Source organism: Desulfomicrobium escambiense DSM 10707 (assembly GCF_000428825.1).
Lineage (GTDB): Bacteria > Desulfobacterota > Desulfovibrionia > Desulfovibrionales > Desulfomicrobiaceae > Desulfomicrobium > Desulfomicrobium escambiense.
The window spans coordinates 214,000-233,216 of record NZ_AUAR01000001.1 but is presented as its reverse complement, the minus strand read 5'-3'; the positions used below and the strand labels follow the sequence as shown (position 1 = coordinate 233,216).

General features: G+C 63.0%; 11 protein-coding genes. 2 read left to right on the top strand and 9 right to left on the bottom strand.

Annotated elements, in window-relative coordinates:
- Window positions 1-98: 98 nt before the first annotated feature.
- From G394_RS0101025 to nifJ, 6 genes are all read right to left on the bottom strand, one after another.
- Window positions 99-1,304 carry an acetate kinase gene (locus G394_RS0101025; protein ID WP_028576055.1) on the bottom strand — a complete coding sequence of 402 codons (1,206 nt, stop codon included), beginning with the start codon at window positions 1,302-1,304 and terminating at the stop codon, window positions 99-101.
- 10 nt (window positions 1,305-1,314) lie between these two features.
- Window positions 1,315-3,417: a phosphate acetyltransferase gene (pta, locus tag G394_RS0101020; protein ID WP_028576054.1), complete on the bottom strand. Its 2,103-nt coding sequence runs from the start codon at window positions 3,415-3,417 to the stop codon at window positions 1,315-1,317.
- A 214-nt stretch (window positions 3,418-3,631) separates the two neighbouring features.
- On the bottom strand, window positions 3,632-4,921 hold the full coding sequence (locus G394_RS0101015; RefSeq protein WP_028576053.1) for a (Fe-S)-binding protein: 1,290 nt from the start codon (window positions 4,919-4,921) through the stop codon (window positions 3,632-3,634).
- A 2-nt stretch (window positions 4,922-4,923) separates the two neighbouring features.
- Entirely contained in the window at window positions 4,924-6,312 is a 1,389-nt protein-coding gene (locus G394_RS0101010; protein ID WP_028576052.1) for an FAD-binding oxidoreductase, read from the bottom strand.
- A gap of 82 nt (window positions 6,313-6,394) precedes the next feature.
- Entirely contained in the window at window positions 6,395-8,107 is a 1,713-nt protein-coding gene (locus G394_RS0101005) for an L-lactate permease (RefSeq protein ID WP_028576051.1), read from the bottom strand.
- 79 nt (window positions 8,108-8,186) lie between these two features.
- Window positions 8,187-11,834 carry a pyruvate:ferredoxin (flavodoxin) oxidoreductase gene (gene nifJ, locus G394_RS0101000; RefSeq protein WP_028576050.1) on the bottom strand — a complete coding sequence of 1,216 codons (3,648 nt, stop codon included), beginning with the start codon at window positions 11,832-11,834 and terminating at the stop codon, window positions 8,187-8,189.
- An 815-nt stretch (window positions 11,835-12,649) separates the two neighbouring features.
- Between nifJ and G394_RS0100995 the strand changes: the two genes are divergently transcribed.
- The gene (locus G394_RS0100995; RefSeq protein WP_028576049.1) at window positions 12,650-12,844 is read left to right on the top strand and encodes a hypothetical protein; all 195 of its coding nucleotides are present in this window, start codon (window positions 12,650-12,652) and stop codon (window positions 12,842-12,844) included.
- Window positions 12,845-12,852: 8 nt separating this feature from the next.
- On the opposite strand, the gene G394_RS0100990 is transcribed toward G394_RS0100995, so the two are convergent.
- The 3 genes from G394_RS0100990 to G394_RS0100980 are packed head-to-tail and all read right to left on the bottom strand — an operon-like array spanning window position 12,853 to window position 18,530.
- Window positions 12,853-14,232, bottom strand: coding sequence for a sigma-54-dependent transcriptional regulator (locus tag G394_RS0100990; RefSeq protein ID WP_028576048.1), 1,380 nt, complete (start codon window positions 14,230-14,232; stop codon window positions 12,853-12,855).
- Window positions 14,232-17,594: a hybrid sensor histidine kinase/response regulator gene (locus G394_RS17435; RefSeq protein WP_051306852.1), complete on the bottom strand. Its 3,363-nt coding sequence runs from the start codon at window positions 17,592-17,594 to the stop codon at window positions 14,232-14,234. Before G394_RS17435 ends, G394_RS0100990 begins: the two co-directional genes overlap by 1 nt.
- Before the next feature lie 57 nt (window positions 17,595-17,651).
- Complete coding sequence (locus G394_RS0100980; protein WP_028576047.1) at window positions 17,652-18,530, bottom strand: NAD(P)-dependent oxidoreductase; 879 nt, start codon at window positions 18,528-18,530, stop codon at window positions 17,652-17,654.
- A 224-nt stretch (window positions 18,531-18,754) separates the two neighbouring features.
- On the opposite strand from G394_RS0100980, the gene G394_RS0100975 reads away from it, so the two are divergent.
- Window positions 18,755-19,072 carry a hypothetical protein gene (locus tag G394_RS0100975; protein ID WP_028576046.1) on the top strand — a complete coding sequence of 106 codons (318 nt, stop codon included), beginning with the start codon at window positions 18,755-18,757 and terminating at the stop codon, window positions 19,070-19,072.
- The last annotated feature ends 145 nt before the right edge of the window (window positions 19,073-19,217 follow it).

The window sequence follows — 19,217 nt, the reverse complement described above, 5'->3', positions numbered from 1 at the left end:
CACGGCGCGGTTGGCCGGAAACAGACGGCGCAGAAACGAAAAGGCCCCCCCGGGAAAGTGACTTCCCGAGGGGGCGCAAGGAGGGGGAGGCTCTGATCCTATTTCAAAACGCTCAGGGTCGCCTTGGCGATGGCCAATTCCTCGTTGGTGGGGATGACGAGGATGGCGACCTTGCTGCCGTCGGCCTGGACCGCCGTGGCGGTCTTCTTGCGTCCGGCGTTGCGTTCGGGGTCGATGCTGATGCCGAGATGCTCGAGGCCGGCGCAGACGCGCGCGCGCACCTCGTCGTCGTTCTCGCCGATGCCGGCGGTGAAGACCAGGGCGTCGAGGGGGCCGGTCACGGCGTAGTAGGCGCCGATGTACTTCTTGATGCTGTAGACGAACATGTCCACGGCCAGGGCGGCCTTCTTGTCGCCGTCATGGGCGGCGGCATGGATGTCGCGCATGTCATTCATGCCGCAGATGCCCTTGAGGCCGCTCTTCTTGTTCAGGATGTCGTCGATCTGGCCCATGTCCAGGCCCTTCTCCTTCATCAGGAAGGGGATGATGGCCGGGTCGATGTCGCCGCTGCGGGTGCCCATCATCACGCCGGCCAGGGGGGTCAGGCCCATGGACGTGTCGATGCACTTGCCCTTGCGCACGGCGGCCATGCTGCAGCCGTTGCCCAGGTGCAGGGTCACCAGATTGACCTCGTCCGCGGCCTTGCCGAGCATGGCCGCGGCCTGCTGGGCCACGTAGCGGTGCGAGGTGCCGTGGAAACCGTAGCGGCGGATGCGCAGTTCCTCGTACAGCTCATACGGGATGGGGTACATGAAGGCCTCGGCGGGCATGGTCTGGTGGAATTCCGTGTCGAACACGGCCACCTGCGGCACGCCGGAGAAGAGTTCGCGGGCCACCTCGATGCCGACCAGGTTGGCCGGGTTGTGCAGGGGCGAGAGGTGGCAGTTGTCACGGATCTTGGCCACGACGTCGTCGTCGATGAGGGTGCTCTTGAACAGCGTCTCGCCGCCCTGGACCACGCGGTGGCCGATGGCGTCGATCTCGGCGGCCGAGGCGATGACGCCCGTGTCCGTGCCCGTGACCAGGTCGACCACGGTGTGCATGGCGGCGCGGTGGTCAGGGAACGGCATCTCCCGCTCCACTTCGGCCTGCCGGGACTCGCCGGGCCAGTTCTTCTGGCTGAGCTTGCCCACGGTTTCGCCGATGCGCTCCACCAGGCCCGTGGCCATGACGGAACCGTTTTCCATGTCGAGAAGCTGGTATTTGAGGGAGGAACTCCCGGAGTTGATGACAAAAATCTTCATGGTATCCTCGTTATATGAAGCCTTTTTCGGCCTGGGCCTGGATGGCCGTGATGGCCACGGTGTTGACGATGTCGGGGACGGTGCAGCCGCGGCTCAGGTCGTTGACGGGCTTGTTGAGGCCCTGCAGGACCGGGCCGATGGCCACGGCGTTGGCGGCGCGCTGGACCGCCTTGTACGTGTTGTTGCCGGTGTTCAGGTCCGGGAAGATGAAGACCGTGGCCCGTCCGGCCACCTGGCTCCCGGGAAGCTTCTTGGCGCCGACCTCGGGGTCGATGGCCGCATCGTACTGCAGTGGCCCTTCGAGCATCAGGTTCGGGGCGATTTCGCGGGCGATACGGGTGGCCTCGATGACCACGTCCACGTCGCCGCCCGCGCCGGAATCACCGGTCGAGTAGGACAGCATGGCCACGCGCGGGTCCACGCCGAAGATGCGGGCCGTCTCGGCCGAACTGATGGCGATCTCGGCCAGCTGCTGCGCCGTCGGGTTCGGGTTCACGGCGCAGTCGCCGAAGACCAGGACGCGGTCCTTGAGGCACATCAGGAACACGCTCGACACGATGGACGCGCCGGGCTTGGTCTTGATGATCTGGAAGGCCGGGCGGATGGTGTGGGCCGTGGTGTTGATGGCGCCTGAGACCATGCCGTCGGCCTGGCCCTTGAAGACCATCATGGTGCCGTAATAGGTCGGGTCGACCATGCAGTCGCAGGCCACTTCCTTGGACACGCCCTTCTTCTTGCGCAGTTCCATGAAGGTGCCGACGTAGTCGTTATAGTCGGGCGACGCGACCGGATCGATGATGTTCACGCCGCTCAGGTTGAGGCCCAGCTGGGAGGTCATGGAGGAGATGGCCTTGGGGTCGCCCAGGATGGTCAGGTCCACCACGCCGCGGCGAAGCAGGATGTCGGCCGCGCGCAGGATGCGCTCGTCGCCGCCCTCGGGCAGGACGATGTGCTGGCGGTGCTTCTTGGCCTTCTCGATGAGGCCGTACTCGAACATCTGCGGCGTGACCTTGGTCGATTTGCGGGTGTCGAGGCGCTGGCGCAGCTCGTCCGTGGCCACGTTCTCCTCGAACACGCCCAGGGCCGAGGCGATCTTCTTCTGGTCGCCGGGCTCGATCTTGCCGTACATGTTGTAGAGGCGCCGGGCCGTCTGGAAGGTGGCTTCCTTGCCGAGCAGCACGGGCACGGGCACGCCGGTCCAGCCTTCGATGAGCCGGTCCACGGCCTTGCCGGGGCGGATGCCGCCCGTCAGCAGGATGCCGGCGATGTCAGGGTAGGACGACGACTGCCGGGAGGCCAAGCTGCTGACGACGATGTCCGAGCGGTCGCCGGGGGTGACCACGAGGCTTCCGCGTTCGATGTAGTTCAGGAAATTTTCGATCTGCATGGCGGCCACGACGATGTCGTCGACCTGCGCGCCGAGGTTCTCGCGGCCGTAGAGGACTTCGGCCCCCACCCACTTCATGACGTCGGCCACGGTGGGCTTGCCGAGGATGGCCACCTCGGGGATGATGTACAGAAGCGTCTCGGGCTTGTTCAGGGTCTTCTTCAGGGCGATGCGCAGCGCGTCGCGATCGGGCACGTCCGTGCGGTTGACGATGACGCCCAGGATGTCCACGGCCTTGTCGGCGAAGGACTCCACGGCCAGCTTGGTGGCGCTGATGATCTCGTGCTCGGTCTTCTGGCAGGCGTTGGACACGACCAGGAGCGGGCTGCCGAGGTTGGCGGCGATGTCGGCGTTGATGTCGAACTCGAAAGCCGGGCTTGTGCCCTCGAAGTCCGTGCCCTCAAGCAGGACGAAGTCGCACTTGCTCTCCAGCTCCTTGTACTTGTTGATGATCTTTTCGATCAAGATGGAGTGCTGCCCTGCGTTGACCAGTTCCTTTGCCTGCCGCATGGTCAGGGCGTAGGTCTCGTGGTACTGCAGGCCCAGGTAGAACTGGGACAGGACCAGGTCGATGTCGTGATCCTTGCGGTCCGGCACGTCGTTGATGATGGGTCTGAAGAAGCCGACCCGGCGGATGTCACGCAGGAGCATCTGCATGACGCCGAGGACAATGGCTGATTTTCCGCTGCGAGATTCCGTCGCCGTGATGTATAGATTTCTGGCCATATTCCTTCCCTTGAATGCCGGTCCGGTTTCCGACGTGTCCCGTCCCGTGATGTTTCACGGTCGGTAAATCAAATTGGTTGGTTACACAAGCTGTAAAATTTCGAAAAAAAGAGAAAACTTCCGTCAGGTATATTTTTCATGATTTCGGCATGTTGAAATATCACTGACGGAAAGGCGCCGACGCCGGCACAGGACCGACGTCGACGCCATCTGTTTACAGCGTTTCCGCGTAGATTTCCATAACGTGTTTGACTGCGATCTTGTCTCCATGCTGGGACAGCATGTCGGAGATCTGCATCATGCACGCCGGGCAGCCCGTGGCCACGACCTGGGCGCCGGACGCGACGATGTTGTCGCGCTTGATCTTGCCGATGTCCTTGGACAGCCCGTAGTGCTGCAGGTTGAAGCTGCCGCCGCAGCCGCAGCAGCGGTCTGCCTCGGACATCTCCACGAACTCCACCTTGGGGTTGCTCTTGAGGAGCGCACGGGGCTGCTCGAAGACCTTCATGGACTTCTTGAGGTGGCACGGGTCGTGGTACGTGACCTTGGTCCCGTGTCCCTGCACCGGCGCGGCGACCTTGAGCACGTCGACCATGAACTGGTTCACATCCATGGTCTTGGCCGCCAGGGCGGCGATGCGCTCCTGCATGCTCTCGGTCTTGTCGCCGGACATCATGGGCCACAGCTCGTGGATGGTGGCCGTACAGGTGGCGCAGGCCGTGAGCAGGTAGTCGAAGTTCTCCTTCTCGAAGATCTCGAGATTGCATTTCACGAGCTTGTCGAAGGATTCCTTGTCGCCCGAGGCCAAGGCCGGGATACCGCAGCATGCCTGGCCGGCGGGCATGTAGATGCCCAGTTCGTGGTGCCGCAGGACCTTCAGGACGGCCTGGCCGACCTGCGGGTAGATCTTGTCGATGACGCAGCCGGGAAAGAAGGCCACGCGGTAGCCGCCCTTGCCGGGACGGGTGTTCAGGGCCGGCTCCAGCTTGCGCAGGGGCTTCTTGGCCAGGGGCATGAAATGCCGCTCGCCGATGACCGGCGCGTTGATGCGCGAGCAGGACGAACCGATGACCTCGTTGGCGGTCTTGGTGAACACGCCCTGGAACTTGGAGGCCACGTCCAGCACGGAGTTGAAGAGCGCCGGCTTGGTCAGCAGGCCCTGGAAGATGGCCTTCTTGGTGGCCGAAAGGCCCATGTACGTGTTCACGATGACGCGGGCCTTGAAGAAGATGTCAAGCACCTTCACGCCGCTGGGGCAGTTGGCCGCGCAGGAGCCGCAGAGCAGGCACTTGTTGAGCTTGTCCTGCACACCTTCGGCGTCCGCGATCATCTCGTGGGACAGGTTTTCCAGAAGCGCGATCTTGCCGCGGGCGACGTCGCCCTCCTTCATGGTTTCGGAGAATACCGGGCAGACCGCCTGACACATGCCGCACTTCATGCACGCGACCATCTGGTCGTCGAGCTCGTGCAGCATCTTGGCTAGCTGATGGAGATCTTCGTGCATGACTAGCCTCCGATGATCTTGCCGGGATTGAGCAGGTAGTTGGGGTCAACCGCCTTCTTCAGTCTGCGCGAGTAGATGATGGTCGCCTTGGAGGTTTCCTTCTCCAGCCACTTGGACTTGGCCGTGCCGATGCCGTGCTCGCCGGACAGGGTGCCACCCAGGGACAGGGCCACGTCGAAGATCTCGTCGACGGCCTGCTCCACGCGGTGGAACTCTTCCTTGTCGCGCTTGTCCGTCAGGATGGTCGGGTGCAGGTTGCCATCGCCGGCGTGGCCGAAGGTGCCGATCTGCAGCTTGTACTTGGCGGCAATGTCGTTGATGGCTTTGATCATGGCCGGGATCTGGCTGCGCGGCACGGTGGCATCTTCGAGAACGGTGGTCGGACGGGCGCGGGCCAGGGCCGGCAGCGCGTTGCGGCGGGCTTCCCACAGCTTGTTCTTCTCGGCGGCGTCCTTGGCCATCTGCACGCGGCGGGCGCCGTGCTTCTTGCAGATCTCGACAACCTTCTCGGCGTCGTCCTCGACCAGGGCGATGTGCCCGCCGTCGACCTCGATCAGCAGGATGGCCGCGGCGTCACAGGGCAGGCCGGCCTTGGTGAAATCCTCGACATAGTTGATGGTCGCGTTGTCCAGGAGCTCAAGGGTGCAGGGCACGATCTTGTTGGCGATGATGGCGGCCACGGTCTCGGAGGCCTTGTTGATGTCGTCGAACTCGGCCAGCATGGCCTTGGAGGCCACTGGCGGCGGGACGAGCTTGAGGATGATCTCGTCGAACACGCCGAGGGTGCCTTCGGAACCGACCATGAGCTGGGCGATGTTGAGGCCAGTGACGCACTTGACGGTCTTGCCGCCGGATTTGACGTACTCGCCCTCGGCGTTCCAGAAATTCACGCCCATGACGTAGTCCTTGGTCACGCCGTACTTCAGGCCGCGCAGACCGCCGGCGTTCTCGCTGACGTTGCCGCCCAGGGTGGAAACGGCCTGGGAGCCCGGGTCCGGCGGATAAAAGAGGCCGCGACGCGCGACTTCGGCCGCGAACTTGGCGGTGACCACGCCGGGCTGAACCACGGCGTAGAGGTCCTGCTCGTTGATCTCGAGGATCTTGTTCAGGCCGTTGGTCAGGATGACGACCCCGTGTTCCTTGGTCGGGATGGTCCCGCCGCTCAGGTTGGTGCCGGCGCCGCGCACGGTCATGGGCAACTTGTTCTCGTTGCACAGAGCCACGGTCTTGCCCAGCTGTTCACTGTTGGTCGGACGCAGCACCAGTTCCGGGACGACCGCGTCGAGCACGGCGGCATCGTAGGAATAGGCGTGGCGGTCGGACTCGCTTACGAGGACATTGTCTTTGCCCAGCAGATTCTGGAACTCGGTGAGCAGACTCGCTGAAATCATTATTCTCTCCTTGCGTGAGGCTCGCTGATATGGATGAAGCGGTCCCGGAAGCCTTGCGCAACTCCCGGGACCGCATTGACAACTAGAACAGGTGAGGCAGGAAGACGAAGCACATCAGGGAGGCGATGATGCCCACGACGATGCCGTAGAGCACGAAGGGCCAGAAAGTGCGCTTCAGGATCATGCCTTCGCGGCCGATCAGGCCGGTGACGGCGCAGACGGCGACGATGTTGTGGATGCAGATCATGTTGCCCATGGCACCGCCGGCGACCTGGGCGGCCACGATGATCTGGCGCGGCAGTTCCAGCTGCTGGGCGACGCCCCACTGGAATTCGGCGAACAGAAGGTCGGAGACCGTGTTGGAGCCGGTGATGAAGGCGCCCAGACCACCCACGTAGGAGGCCAGCATGGGCCAGGCGTTGCCGGCGAAAGCGGCGACGGTCTTGGCCATGGCCAGGGGCATGGAGGGGTAGTTGTTGGGGTTCAGGATCGCGTCGGCCACGCCGGAACCGCGGTAGATGGAGACCAGGGCCACGGCCGCGAAGAGCGCGATGGTCGGGGCCTTCATCTTCACGAAGGACTCGGTCCAGGCCTGCTTGACTGCGTCACCCTTCATGCCGTGGAGGGCGATGGTCAGGATGGCGACCAGCATGAAGGGGATGGTGCCGGGCAGGTACAGGTAGTCGATGGAGGCGGAAACGCCCTTGTAGCCGAGGATGTCGTTGAAGGGCAGCTTCTGGGCGGCCAGGACGGCCTTGAGGCCCAGTTCGGGGATGCGGGTCACGACCAGGATGGCGCCGATCAGGATATAGGGCAGCCATGCCTTGAACTGGCTCATGTGGGGCTTGAACTCGGTGCTGGTGGACGTGGCGATGGTACCGGTCCACTCAGCGTCCCACGTGGACTGGGGGCCGAAGTCCCAAGTGTCCTTGGGTACGCAGAAACCGGCCTTGGCGCCGGCCACGATGATGCCGAGGCCAACGAGACCACCGATCATGGACGGGAATTCCGGGCCGACCAGCCAGGCGAAGGTCAGGTACGGGACCAGGAAGGCCACGGCGGAGAAAACACAGAACTGCCAAGCGGCGAAGCCTTCGGACCAGGACTTGTTCTTGCCGAAGAAGCGGGTCAGGAAGCCGAGCATGAAGATGGGCAGGATGACGGCCATGGGACCGTGCATCATGGTCACCCACTGGCCGATGACCTTGGCGAAAGAACCGAAATCAACGAAGTTCAGGCCGGGGGTGCCGGCGGCAACGGCGGCCTTGGCCAGCGGGTCGAGGAACTTCAGGCCCACGAGGATGGGCGTTCCGACCGCGCCGAAAGAAACCGGGAAAGAGTTGAAGACCAGACAGATGACCGCGGCGGCCAGGGGCGGGAAGCCCAGGGACAGGAGCAGCGGAGCCGCGAGAGCTGCGGGCGTGCCGAAGCCGGCCGCGCCTTCGATGAAGGCCGCGAACATGTAGCCGATGATGATGGCCTGGATGCGCTTGTCGCGGCTGATGTTCTGCATCCCGTACTGGATGGTTTCCATGCCGCCTGAGTACTTCAGGGTGTAGAGGATGATGATGGCGCCGAAAACGATGATCAGAACGCCGATGGCGATGATGATGCCCTGCAGCGAAAGCGCGGTCACGTAACCGACGGGCAAGTTCCATGCGCCGATGGCGCCGAGCACGCACACGAGCCACGCCAGGGGCATGGCTTTCGTCGAAGGCCAGCGCATGCCGACCATCAGCACGAGAGCAACCAGAATGGGCAGCAGAGCCACCATTGCCAAGACAGGAATTGACATATCTCCCTCCAAATAAAACTGATGAAAAGACCGCCTGTCCGCGGGTACCCCACCCCGCGGACAGGCGGCGAGCCTTTACCTATTTTCCGGCGCGACCGTCATCGCAGGGCTCCGCGGGCTTGTTGGCCCCGGAGTGCTCGGCGGTTGCCGTAAGCGTACAGCCCTCACCGGCAGGAACAGCGGCGGCTACAGGCTCGGAAGCGGCCTGGACCGGAGCGAACTCCTGCTTGGAGAGGTACTCGTACATCGCAAAACGGTGCTGGTAATCCTGCTCGATCTGGGTGCGCAGACGCTTGGAGTCTTCGGGCGCGATCTTTTCGAGCAGAGCATACCGGTTTTCGCTGGCCAGGAACTCCTGGATGGACCCGTCCGGAGCCTTGGAGTCCAGGGTGAAGGGGTTCTTGCCCTCTTCGGCCAACAAGGGATTGTAGCGGTACAGCGGCCAGTAGCCGGACTGCACGGCCAGCTTCGACTCGAGCTGGGTCTTGCCCATGCCCTTGCGAAGTCCCTGGTTGATGCACGGAGCGTAGGCAATGATCAGAGACGGCCCGGGATAGGCCTCCGCCTCGCGGAAGGCCTTCAGGAGCTGCTGCTTGTCGTAGCCCATGGAGACCGTGGCCACGTAGACATAGCCGTAGCTCATGGCCATGCGTCCGAGATCCTTCTTCCCTGTCCGCTTTCCTGAAGCAGCGAACTTGGCGATGGAGCCGAGCGGGGTCGCCTTGGAGGACTGCCCGCCAGTGTTGGAGTACACTTCCGTGTCCATCACCAGAACGTTGATGTCTTCGCCAGAGGCCAGAACATGGTCCAGCCCGCCATAGCCGATATCGTAGGCCCAACCGTCGCCGCCGAAGATCCAGAAGGAGTTCTTGGTGAAGAGCTCCTCGTTCTCGTAGATCTCGTCGAGCAGCACGTCGCGGTTCATGAAGGCCAGGATGTCACGAACGGTATCGCCGTATTCTTTGGATTTTTCCGCGTTGCCGCGGTTTTCGAGCCAGCCCTTGAAGGCTTCGGCCAGATCTTCGGGAAGCTCGCCTTCCAGAGCCTTGACGACCAGGTCGACCAGCTTGGCCTGACGCTGGGCATAGGCCATCTGAATGCCGTAACCGAATTCGGCGGCATCCTCGAACAGGGAGTTGCCCCAGGCCGGGCCGTGCCCTTCGGCGTTGACCGTGTAGGGAGTGGTCGGCGCGGAGGCGCCCCAGATGGAGGAGCAGCCCGTGGCGTTGGCGATGACCATGCGCTCACCGAAGAGCTGGGTCAGCACCTTGACGTACGGGGTTTCGCCGCAGCCTGAGCAGGCGCCGGAGAATTCCATCAGCGGCTTCTGCAGCTGGCTGCCCTTGACCGTGTCGCGGCGCATGAGGTTGTCCTTGAAGGGAACGGTGACCGAGAAGTCGTAATTGGGCACTTCCTTCGGGGTCTGGGTCTCCAGGGGCTTCATGACCAAGGCCGTGGTCTTGGCCGGGCAGATGTCGGCGCAGTTGCCGCAGCCCATGCAGTCCAGGGTGTTGACCTGGATGCGGAACTTCATGCCTTTGAGTTCCTTGCCCAGGGCATCGATGGTCTCGAAGGTCTCGGGGGCCTCGGCCATCTCCTCATCCGTCAGCAGCACGGGCAGGATGGCGGCGTGCGGGCAGACGAAGGAGCACTGGTTGCACTGGATGCAGTTGGCCGCGATCCATTCGGGCACGTTGATGGCCACGCCGCGCTTCTCGAACTGGGAGGTGGCCACGGGAAACAGTCCGTCCGGCTCGAAGGCGGACACGGGCAGGCTGTCGCCCTTCTGGGCCAGGATGGGACGCATGACGTTCTTGACGAAATCGGGTTCGTCCTTGCCGGCACCGCAGTCGCAGGCTGCGTCGGCCCAGGAGGCCGGGACCTTGATCTCGATCAGATTCGCGGAGGCCTGATCCACGGCGGCTATGTTCATGTTGACGATCTTATCGCCCTTCTTGCCGTAGGCCTTCTTGATGGCCTTCTTCAGGAGCGCGACGGCCTCTTCGAAGGGCATGACGTTGGCCAGCTTGAAGAAGGCGGTCTGCATGACCATGTTGATGCGGTTACCAAGGCCCACTTCCGCCGCGATCTTGACCGCGTCGATGTTGTAGAACTTGAGGTTCTTCTTGGCGATGGTGCGGCGCATGGAGGCGGGCAGTTCCTTCTCCATGTCCTCGGCGGTCCAGTTGGAGTTGAGCACGAAGGTGCCGCCGTCCTTGATGCCGTCGAGCACGTCGTAGGTGTGCACGTAGCTGGCCTTGTGGCAGGCGATGTAGTCGGCGGCGTTGACCAGGTACGTGGACTGGATGGGCTCCTTGCCGAAACGCAGGTGGGACACGGTGATGCCGCCGGACTTCTTGGAATCGTAGGCGAAGTAGCCCTGGGCGTACATGTCGGTGTTGTCACCGATGATCTTGATGGCTTCCTTGTTGGCGCCGACGGTGCCGTCGGAGCCCAGGCCCCAGAACTTGCACTGCACGGTGCCGGCCGGGGTGGTGTCGGCGAAGGCCGGCACGTCGAGGGAGGTGTGGGTCACATCGTCGTCGATGCCGACATTGAAATGATGCTTGGGCTGGGCGACCAGCATGTTGTCATAGACGGCCTTGACCATGGCCGGGGTGAACTCTTTGGAGCCCAGACCGTAACGGCCGGCGACGATCTCGGGCATTTCGCCGCGCTCCATGTAGGCGGTGCAAATGTCCTTGTAGAGCGGATCGCCCTTGGCGCCGGGCTCCTTGGTGCGGTCGAGCACGGTGATGACGGAGGCCGTGGCGGGCAGGACCTGCAGGAAGTACTCGGGCAGGAACGGACGGTACAGGCGAACCTTGACCAGACCGACCTTCTCGCCCTTGGCCAGAAGGTGGCGCACCACTTCCTCGATGGTTTCACAGGAAGAGCCCATGGCCACGATGACGCGCTCGGCCTGCGGGTGGCCGACGTAGTCGAAAGGCTTGTAGGAACGGCCGGTGATCGAGGCGACCTTCTTCATCTGCTCGACCACGATGGAGGAAAGCTGATCGTAGTAGACGTTGGAAGCTTCGCGGCCCTGATAGTAGATGTCCGGGTTCTGGGCGGTGCCGCGAATGGACGGATTGGCCGGGCTCATGGCGCGGGCGCGGAATTCGGCGATGGCCTCGTAATTGACGACCTTCTTGATGTCTTCGTAGTCGATGACCTCGATCTTCTGAATTTCATGGGAAGAGCGGAAGCCGTCGAAGAAGTGCAGGAAGGGGATGCTCGATTCGATGGAGGACAGATGCGCGACCAGGGCCAGGTCCATGCACTCCTGCACGGAGCTGGAAGCCAGCATGGCGAAACCGGTCTGGCGACAGGCCATGACATCCTGGTGGTCGCCGAAGATCGACAGGGCATGCGCGGCCACGGCGCGCGCGCTGACATGGAAGACGCCCGGAAGCAGTTCGCCGGAAATCTTGTACATGTTGGGGATCATGAGCAAGAGGCCCTGGGAACAGGTAAAGGTGGAGGTCAGCGCGCCTCCGGCCAGGGAGCCGTGCACAGCGCCGGCAGCGCCAGCTTCGGACTGCATCTGACGAACCAGGACCTTCTGGTCGAAAATATTCAGCCGGCCCTGGGCCGCCCACTCGTCCGCGATCTCACCCATGGTCGAAGAGGGGGTGATCGGGTAAATGGCGGCCGTGTCACTCATCGCATAGGCGATATGGGTGACGGCGGTGTTCCCATCCATGGTTTTCATATTTTTTGCCATGTATCTTCTCCTAAAGCCAGGTTGGTGTTTCAAGGCGTGCGCTTCCACAGCGTGCGCTACTGCCTATAGAAACAAGTTTTGTGCCATCGGGTAAAAACAAACTAACTATCCGAAATACAACATTTTTACGAGACTATCGACATCTCACGCACTCCCCTCCCTCCGGTTTGTCCGAAAAAAAAGACAACATGGGTTTGATCGCAGACCTACCACGATATTTGCGGAATGCAAACAAACAACTTCAATCCGGTTAACGCGCGTAATTGCAAGGTTAAAGGCGGATTTGCCGTTCACGCCCCCCGTGTCCGGTTTTCCGGACATGCTCATACCGGGATTCTCCGACAGCGTACTCAGCCCCTTTTTCGGCCCGCCCGATCGTCCGAATTCCGCTGACGGGGTAGACCGGGCGTGATCGCTGAACCGATCGACGGAGCATCGCCGAAAATGCGTCTGATTTTCCGGACTGCGCATGACCGATCTGGGTAGCACAATTTGGTTGACTAAACAACCATTTTTCAGCAAGGGGATTTCCGCGGCCAGACCGGCCGGAGTTGTGCGCAGGTGTGCACAAACGTCGCAAGACGCCACATGCGGTGTTTCAAAAATGCACACGCGGTGCATGCACATGAACTCGCCCCGCGGCGGCCTGAAAAAAGACCGCGCGCATAACATACTGAAAATCAGGATGATACGAAATCAAGGGCGAACAAAACGCGCCGATACACCTTGATTGGCAATTATTTTGCTAAAAAATCGGCGCGCATCTTGCCACAATCGCATTTGATGCATTATCAGACACAAAACGGAGGTTTGTGATGAAAGGAAAAAGCATAACCAAAAGCGGCGTGATCAGAGGCCTCTCTCAGAACGAGACGATGCAGCTGTCGCAGCTGCTGACCCCCATGCAGAAGCAGCGCATCAATGACGGCGACAGCGTGCTGGTCAAGACGGAATACATCCTCGATTCCTGGAAGGAATACTGGCTGGGCAAGGAAGTCGACGAAGAATAGATCGCAAGCTACGCCTCGAGGTCGTGCTTTTTGAGCATGGCGTACAGGTGAGACCGGGAAAGTCCCGATACGCCGAGCATCTTGGGGATATCCCTCCCATGGGCCCGCAAGAGCCTCTGCAGGTACTCCCTTTCCATCGCGGTCTTGAAGTCCTTCAATGAAGGGAGATTCTCTTCGTCCCTTCCGTCTCCTGCCTCTACCACCGCATCTTCCCGACTCCTCTCCAGCATGGATTTGGCCACCCGGATACGCACCGCCTGCGGCAGGTGCTGCACGTAGACCGTCTTCTCCGCGCCCGACAGCACGAAGGCCTGTTCGATGGTGTTGAAGAGTTCGCGGACGTTTCCGGGCCAATCGTAGAGACGGAGCATGGCCATGAACTCCGGGTCCATCTCCTTGACCGGGATGTTGCGCTGCCGGCAGAGCTTGTCGATGTGGTGCCGCGCCAGGATCAGAATGTCCTCCTCCCGTTCGCGCAGGGGCGGCAGGGTCAGGTGGATGGTGTTGATGCGGTAGAAGAGGTCCTGCCGGAACTCCCCCGCCGCGACCATGGCCGACAGGTCCCGGTTCGTGGCCGAGATGAGGCGGAAGTCGCTCTGCAGCTCCTGGTTCCCGCCCACGGGCCTGAAACGGTGCTCCTGCAGGACGCGCAGAAAGGTCTTCTGGGCCGAGAGGGGCAGTTCGCCGATCTCGTCCAGAAACAGGGTGCCCCCGTCGGCGAGCTTGACCAAGCCCACGCGGTCCCGGGCCGCGCCCGTGAAGGCGCCCTTGGTGTGGCCGAAAAGGATGCTCTCCAGCAGGGATTCCGTCAGGGCCGCACAGTCCACGACCACGAAGGCGCGGTCGGCCCGGCCCGAATTGCGGTGAATGGTCCGGGCCAGCAGTTCCTTGCCCGTGCCCGTCTCACCCGTGACCAGAACCGTCGAATCCGAGCCGCTGGCCTGGGCCAGGCGTTCGTAGCACTGGCGCATGGCGTTGCTCTGCCCCACCACGTCCGTGAGATCCAGGGCGAGGTCCTTTCTGTCCTGCCGCTGGGCCAGGGCCCGATTGAGGGTCTCCTTGATCTGCCTGATGGGCGACGGCTTGACCAGGTAGTCCCAGACGCCCCCCTGGATGGCCAGCTCCGCGCCTTCGGGGTCGCCCTGGCCGGTCAGGACGATGACGTCCGGCGGCGCGGCCTGGCTGCGGATCTGACCCAGGGCCTCAAGCCCGTTGCCATCGGGCAGGCGCACGTCGAGAAAGACGAGGTCGAATTCCCCGTTGCCCAACTGCGCCAGCCCATCCTTCAGTGTCTGGGCCGCATGACACTCGTGGCCCAGCCTGTGGACCAGGCTTTCAAGGGTCTCGCAGACCTGCCTGTCGTCGTCGATGATCAGAATCCTCGCCATCATGCGTCCTTGTCCAGAACATCACGGATGGCCCGCCCGAGGATGTCCTTGTTATAGGGTTTGCTCACGAAAAGCCTGATGTTGCCCGACTGCGGCGCGAACTCGGCCGCGTGCTTGCGGCCCGAGACCATGATGACCGGCAGCTCGGGGCGGCAGTCCTTCAGGGCCGCGGCCACGTCGAAGCCGTTCATGCCAGGCATGTCGAAATCCGTGATGACCAGATCGAGTCCAAGCCCGCCGCAGACGGCCTCGATGGCCTCGGACGCGCAGTGGAACGGGTGCACCGTGTAGCCGAGCTGCGCGAGCACGCGCGGGATGAGCTGCAGCTGGTCCTCGTCGTCCTCGATGAAGGCCAGGCGCTCGCTGCCCATGGCCACGGCGCTGTCGCACGTGCCCGGCAGGAGACAGGAATCGTTCATGCCGGGCAGCAGGATGTCGAAACGCGTCCGCCCGAGAGCGCTGTCGAGCCGGATCCCCCCGCCGTGGTTGCGCACTATGCCGTGAACCACGGCCAGGCCCAGTCCCGTCCCCTCGCCCTTGCCCTTGGTGGTGAAAAACGGGTCGTAGATCTTGTCCTGGATGTCCTCGGGAATGCCCGGCCCGTCGTCCTCGATGCGCAACAGGCTGTACTGGCCGGGCACCAGGCCGCCGCAACGGGGGTCGTCGCGCTCCAGGGACAGCCCGCCGAGGCTGATGGAGATGGTGCCGCCCTTCGCGCCCAGGGCCTGGAAGGCGTTGGTGGCCAGGTTCATGACGATCTGGTGGACCTGGGTCGGGTCGGCCAGGCAGAGCGGCAGGTCGTCATCGACCCGGGAAAGCACGCTGATGTTGCGCGGCATGGACACGCGGATGAGGGCCACGGCCTCGCTGACCACCTCGCGCAGGTCCGTGGGCACGAAACCCTCCTGGGTCGGACGGCTGAAGGTCAGAATCTGCTTGATGAGGCCGCTGCCCCGCACCGCCGCCTTGAGGCTGCGCTCCAGGTCCTTCCAGGCGATGCTGCCCTCGGGGATGTCCTCCATGGCCAGCTCGGTCGAGTTCATGATGGAGGTCAGGATGTTGTTGAAATCGTGGGCGATGCCTCCGGCCAGGGTGCCGATGGCCTCCATCTTCTGGGACTGCAGGAGCTGCTTTTCGAGGCTGATGGTCTGGGTGATGTCCTCGGCCGTGCTCAGGATGCCGACCACCTCGCCCCGCGGCCCATGCAGCGGGACCTTGTTGACCAGCAGCCACATGGCCTCGCCGACGGCGTTGCGGGTCTCCATGCGCATGCGGAAATGCGGCTCGTCGGCCTCGATGACCTCCCGGTCGAGCTCCGCGATGCGCTGGATCTCGGCGGCGTCGGTCAGGACCTCGCCGTAGGTCTTGCCGAGGATGGACGCCAGCTCCGTCTGGCCCACGTGGGCCAGGAAGTTGCGGTTGGCGCCGATGATGCGCAGCCGCTTGTCCTTCCAGTGCACGAGCTGGGGGATGGTATCGAGGACGAGCTGGAGCATGGCTTCGGACGCGGCCAGGGCCAGCTCCGCGGCCTTGCGGTCGGTGATGTCCTCGATGAAGCCTTCGAAATGGCAGAAGCCGTCGTCGCAGCCGCGCACTGCCCGGGCGTTGAGGTTGGCCGTGATGACGGCCCCGTCGCGCCGACGGAAGAGGATTTCGGCCTCGATGCCGCCGCGGTTCTGCTCGTAGAGGTCCACCACGCGCTCGCGGTCGCTCTGCTGATAGTAGAGGGTCGCGATGTTGGGGTTCTCGGCCATGAGCTCCTCGGGGCCCGCATAGCCGAGCATCCGCGCCAGGGCCGGGTTGGCCACGATCCACGAGCCGTCGGGGGTGGTCTGGAAGATGCCCAAGGCCGAGTTCTCGAAGATGGTGCGGTACTTCTCCTCGGCCGCGCGCAGGTCGTCCTCGGCCTTCTTGCGGTCGGAGATATCGTAGATCACGCCGACGACGCCCGTGTTGTCGCCCTGGGCGTCGGCGTAGACGGCCTTGTGCAGCACGGCCGAACGCAAGGTCCCGTCGCCGTGCTGGATCTGGCCCTCGAAGGAATCCATGCGCGCGTCGAGCATGGGGGCGAAACGGGAATCGGGCAGGACCGGCCCATGCGAGGCGAAGGCGCGATCCTGCTGCCAGCCGACTCCGAACCAGTTCTCGAAGGCCCGGTTGACACCGGCGATGCTCCCGCTGCGGTCCGTAAACCAGATGGGCACGGGCAGCGTGTCCATGAGGGTGCGCAGGAAGGACAGCTGGTTCTTGATGCGCACCTCGATCTGCTTGCGCTCGAGGATGTTGATGACCAGAAGCACCAGGACCATGGACAGGATGACCAGGCTTATGATGATGGTCCAGAACTGGTGCCGGTTGATGGAGTAGAACGGCGACGGTTCGTTGATCAGCACGCTGCCCTCGGGCAGGAGCTTCAGGTTGATCCCCAGGCGCATGAGCACCCGGTAGTCGAACTTCGGCGGCTCGTCGGGACTGACGGTGATGGGGATGCGGGCCGGCGACTCGCCGTCCAGGATGCGCAGGCCCATCTCGGCCGCGGCCTGGCCGTGGGCGTAGCCGCTGATGAGCTTGCCGCCCACCAGCCCGTGCCCGAGAAGGAATTCCCAGGCCCCGTAGAGGGGAGCCTCGGTCTTTTCCCAGACGATCTCCAGGAGGTCCTGGGCCGAGTATACGGCCTCGCCCACGTCCTTGTAGAAGGGGATGAAGAAGAAAATGCTGTCGGCGGCGGCGAAGCGCACCTTGGCCACCAGCTCGTCCAGGCTGAATTCGTCCAAGAACTCCACCTCGATCTCGGGCGGCAGCAGATGCAGCTGCGCCCGCACCTGGTTGGCGATGGCCACGCCCGTGAGGCTCTGGTCGCCGATGACCACCAGGCGCTTCTTGCCCGGATGGAACTTGAGCGCAGTGGCGATGTTGGACGGCACGTCGAACTCTTCCAGCACGCCGGTCATGCGGTCGCGCATGGGCACCGCGCCGGCCTCGACGTCGTTGATGCCGCAGAAGACGATAGGCACGCCGGGGAACAGCTCTTCACCGTGCCGGGACATGAATTCGTAGGCGTTGTTATCTGAGGTGACGATGAGATCGAAATGCATTGTCCGAAACTTGAAGGTGTAGTAGTTGAGCAGGATCTCATTGATCTTCTCCCCGGAAAACCGTTTGGAGTCCATGTACTCGATCTGGAGATAGATGTTCTTCCCGCTCTTGCGGAAGGTGTCGCGCACGCCCTCGAAGATGCTGTCCGACCACTCGTATCCGTTGTGGTACGAGTTGAGGTAGAGGATGTTGATCTTCTGCTCGTCCTGCGCCCAGGCGCAGGGGATGAGGCAGAACAGGAAGAAGGCGAGAATGAGGGTGCGCACGAATTCTCCGCGAAATACCGTTTTCAGCCGCGGGGCAAGGGCCCCGCGGCCCGCTGCCTACCTGGCGGCGTTCATGTTCTTCAGGGCGGTGTAAAGGGCCTGGGTGCCCATGTTCTCAAGCCCCTGGGCCATGGCCGCCACGTAGAGCTGCTCCACCAGGGCCAGGCCCGGCAGGCTGATGCGCATGCGTTTGGCCTCGGCTAGGGCGATGCCCATGTCCTTGACGAAATGCTTGATGTAGAAGCCCGGGTCGAAATCATCCTTGGCGATGCGCCGGCCCAGGTTGTTGATGGACCAGGACCCGGCCGCGCCGCTGCCGATGACGTCGATGACCGCGTCCACGTCGAGGCCCGCGCGCACGGCGTAGAGGAGCGACTCGACCACGCCGATCATGGTGCCGGCGATGAGGATCTGGTTGCTCATCTTCGTGTGCTGCCCCGCGCCGGGCCCGCCCATGAGGCGGATGTTCTTCCCCATCTTCTCGAAGAGGGGCACGGTCCTGTCGAAGGGCTCCTGCCCGCCGCCGACCATGATGGCCAGGGCGGCGTTCCGGGCGCCGAGATCGCCGCCGGACACCGGCGCATCCAGGGCGTGTACACCGCGGGCCGCGGCGGCCCCGTGGATCTCCACGGCCAGGGCCGGTTCCGAGGTGGTCATGTCGACCAGCACGGTCCCGGGCGCGGCCTTCTCCACGAGTCCGCCCTCGGCCAGGTACACGGCGCGCACGTCGGACGGGTAGCCGACGATGGTGAACACGAAATCCGAACCCTCGGCCACGTCCCCGGGCCGGTCGCACCACACGGCCCCGGCTTCGAGGACGCCGGAGGCCGACGCCTTCGTGCGCGTGAAAACGCGGACCTCGTGGCCCGCGGCCAGCAGATGACCGCACATGGACCGCCCCATGACGCCTATTCCGACCCAACCGATTCTGCTCATAGTACCTCCGAAACATATACAAGATGAGTGCCAACAGGCACGAAACACCGGCCGCAGGAAGCCGCCTGACGCCTGCCGGACCGGTTTTCCCGTGAAACATAAAAAATCATGATTTCAGCCGCGTAGACAAGTGATTGCCAAACTTCGAAAACATGCTTATAAGGAACAATTGTCCCGGTTCATTACCAGACTACCAGTCCCAGACCAGACCACACGAGGTTGCCATGATCTGCCAAAAATGCGGATGCGACGCCGTCGCCGAAGAAAACATCTCCTATCAGATGGAGTGCCGTAATCATCTTTTCTGTTTCGAAGACGTCCCCGTGCCCAAGTGCTCCGAATGCGGGCACATCGTCATCACCCAGGAAGCCATGGGCGTCATGCTGGCCAAGATCGACCAGCTCTCCCAGAAAGCCACCATCTCCTACCACCGCTGCCGCTGGCCCAAGGCCCAGTCCCTCGACGAGCAGACCCAGCAGGGCGCCTCGTCCCAGGCCGCCGCGGAGCTTGTGGAGACCATCAACAAAAGCGCCCGCAAATAACCGCGTTTTCCGCGCCGATGAAAAAAGCCGCTTGCAAGAGCGGCTTTTTTATTGGCCCCGGGGGAAGGCAAAGTCAAACGGGGGAAGAAGAGGAGGCTGTCATGGACGAGATGGACCTCATGGACGAGATGGACGAAATGGGCCA

Coding starts and splice junctions, on each gene's coding strand:
- G394_RS0101025 (WP_028576055.1), bottom strand. CDS start 1,304: ATGAAGATTTTTGTCATCAACTCCGGGAGTTCCTCCCTCAAATACCAG.
- pta (WP_028576054.1), bottom strand. CDS start 3,417: ATGGCCAGAAATCTATACATCACGGCGACGGAATCTCGCAGCGGAAAA.
- G394_RS0101015 (WP_028576053.1), bottom strand. CDS start 4,921: ATGCACGAAGATCTCCATCAGCTAGCCAAGATGCTGCACGAGCTCGAC.
- G394_RS0101010 (WP_028576052.1), bottom strand. CDS start 6,312: ATGATTTCAGCGAGTCTGCTCACCGAGTTCCAGAATCTGCTGGGCAAA.
- G394_RS0101005 (WP_028576051.1), bottom strand. CDS start 8,107: ATGTCAATTCCTGTCTTGGCAATGGTGGCTCTGCTGCCCATTCTGGTT.
- nifJ (WP_028576050.1), bottom strand. CDS start 11,834: ATGGCAAAAAATATGAAAACCATGGATGGGAACACCGCCGTCACCCAT.
- G394_RS0100995 (WP_028576049.1), top strand. CDS start 12,650: ATGAAAGGAAAAAGCATAACCAAAAGCGGCGTGATCAGAGGCCTCTCT.
- G394_RS0100990 (WP_028576048.1), bottom strand. CDS start 14,232: ATGGCGAGGATTCTGATCATCGACGACGACAGGCAGGTCTGCGAGACC.
- G394_RS0100980 (WP_028576047.1), bottom strand. CDS start 18,530: ATGAGCAGAATCGGTTGGGTCGGAATAGGCGTCATGGGGCGGTCCATG.
- G394_RS0100975 (WP_028576046.1), top strand. CDS start 18,755: ATGATCTGCCAAAAATGCGGATGCGACGCCGTCGCCGAAGAAAACATC.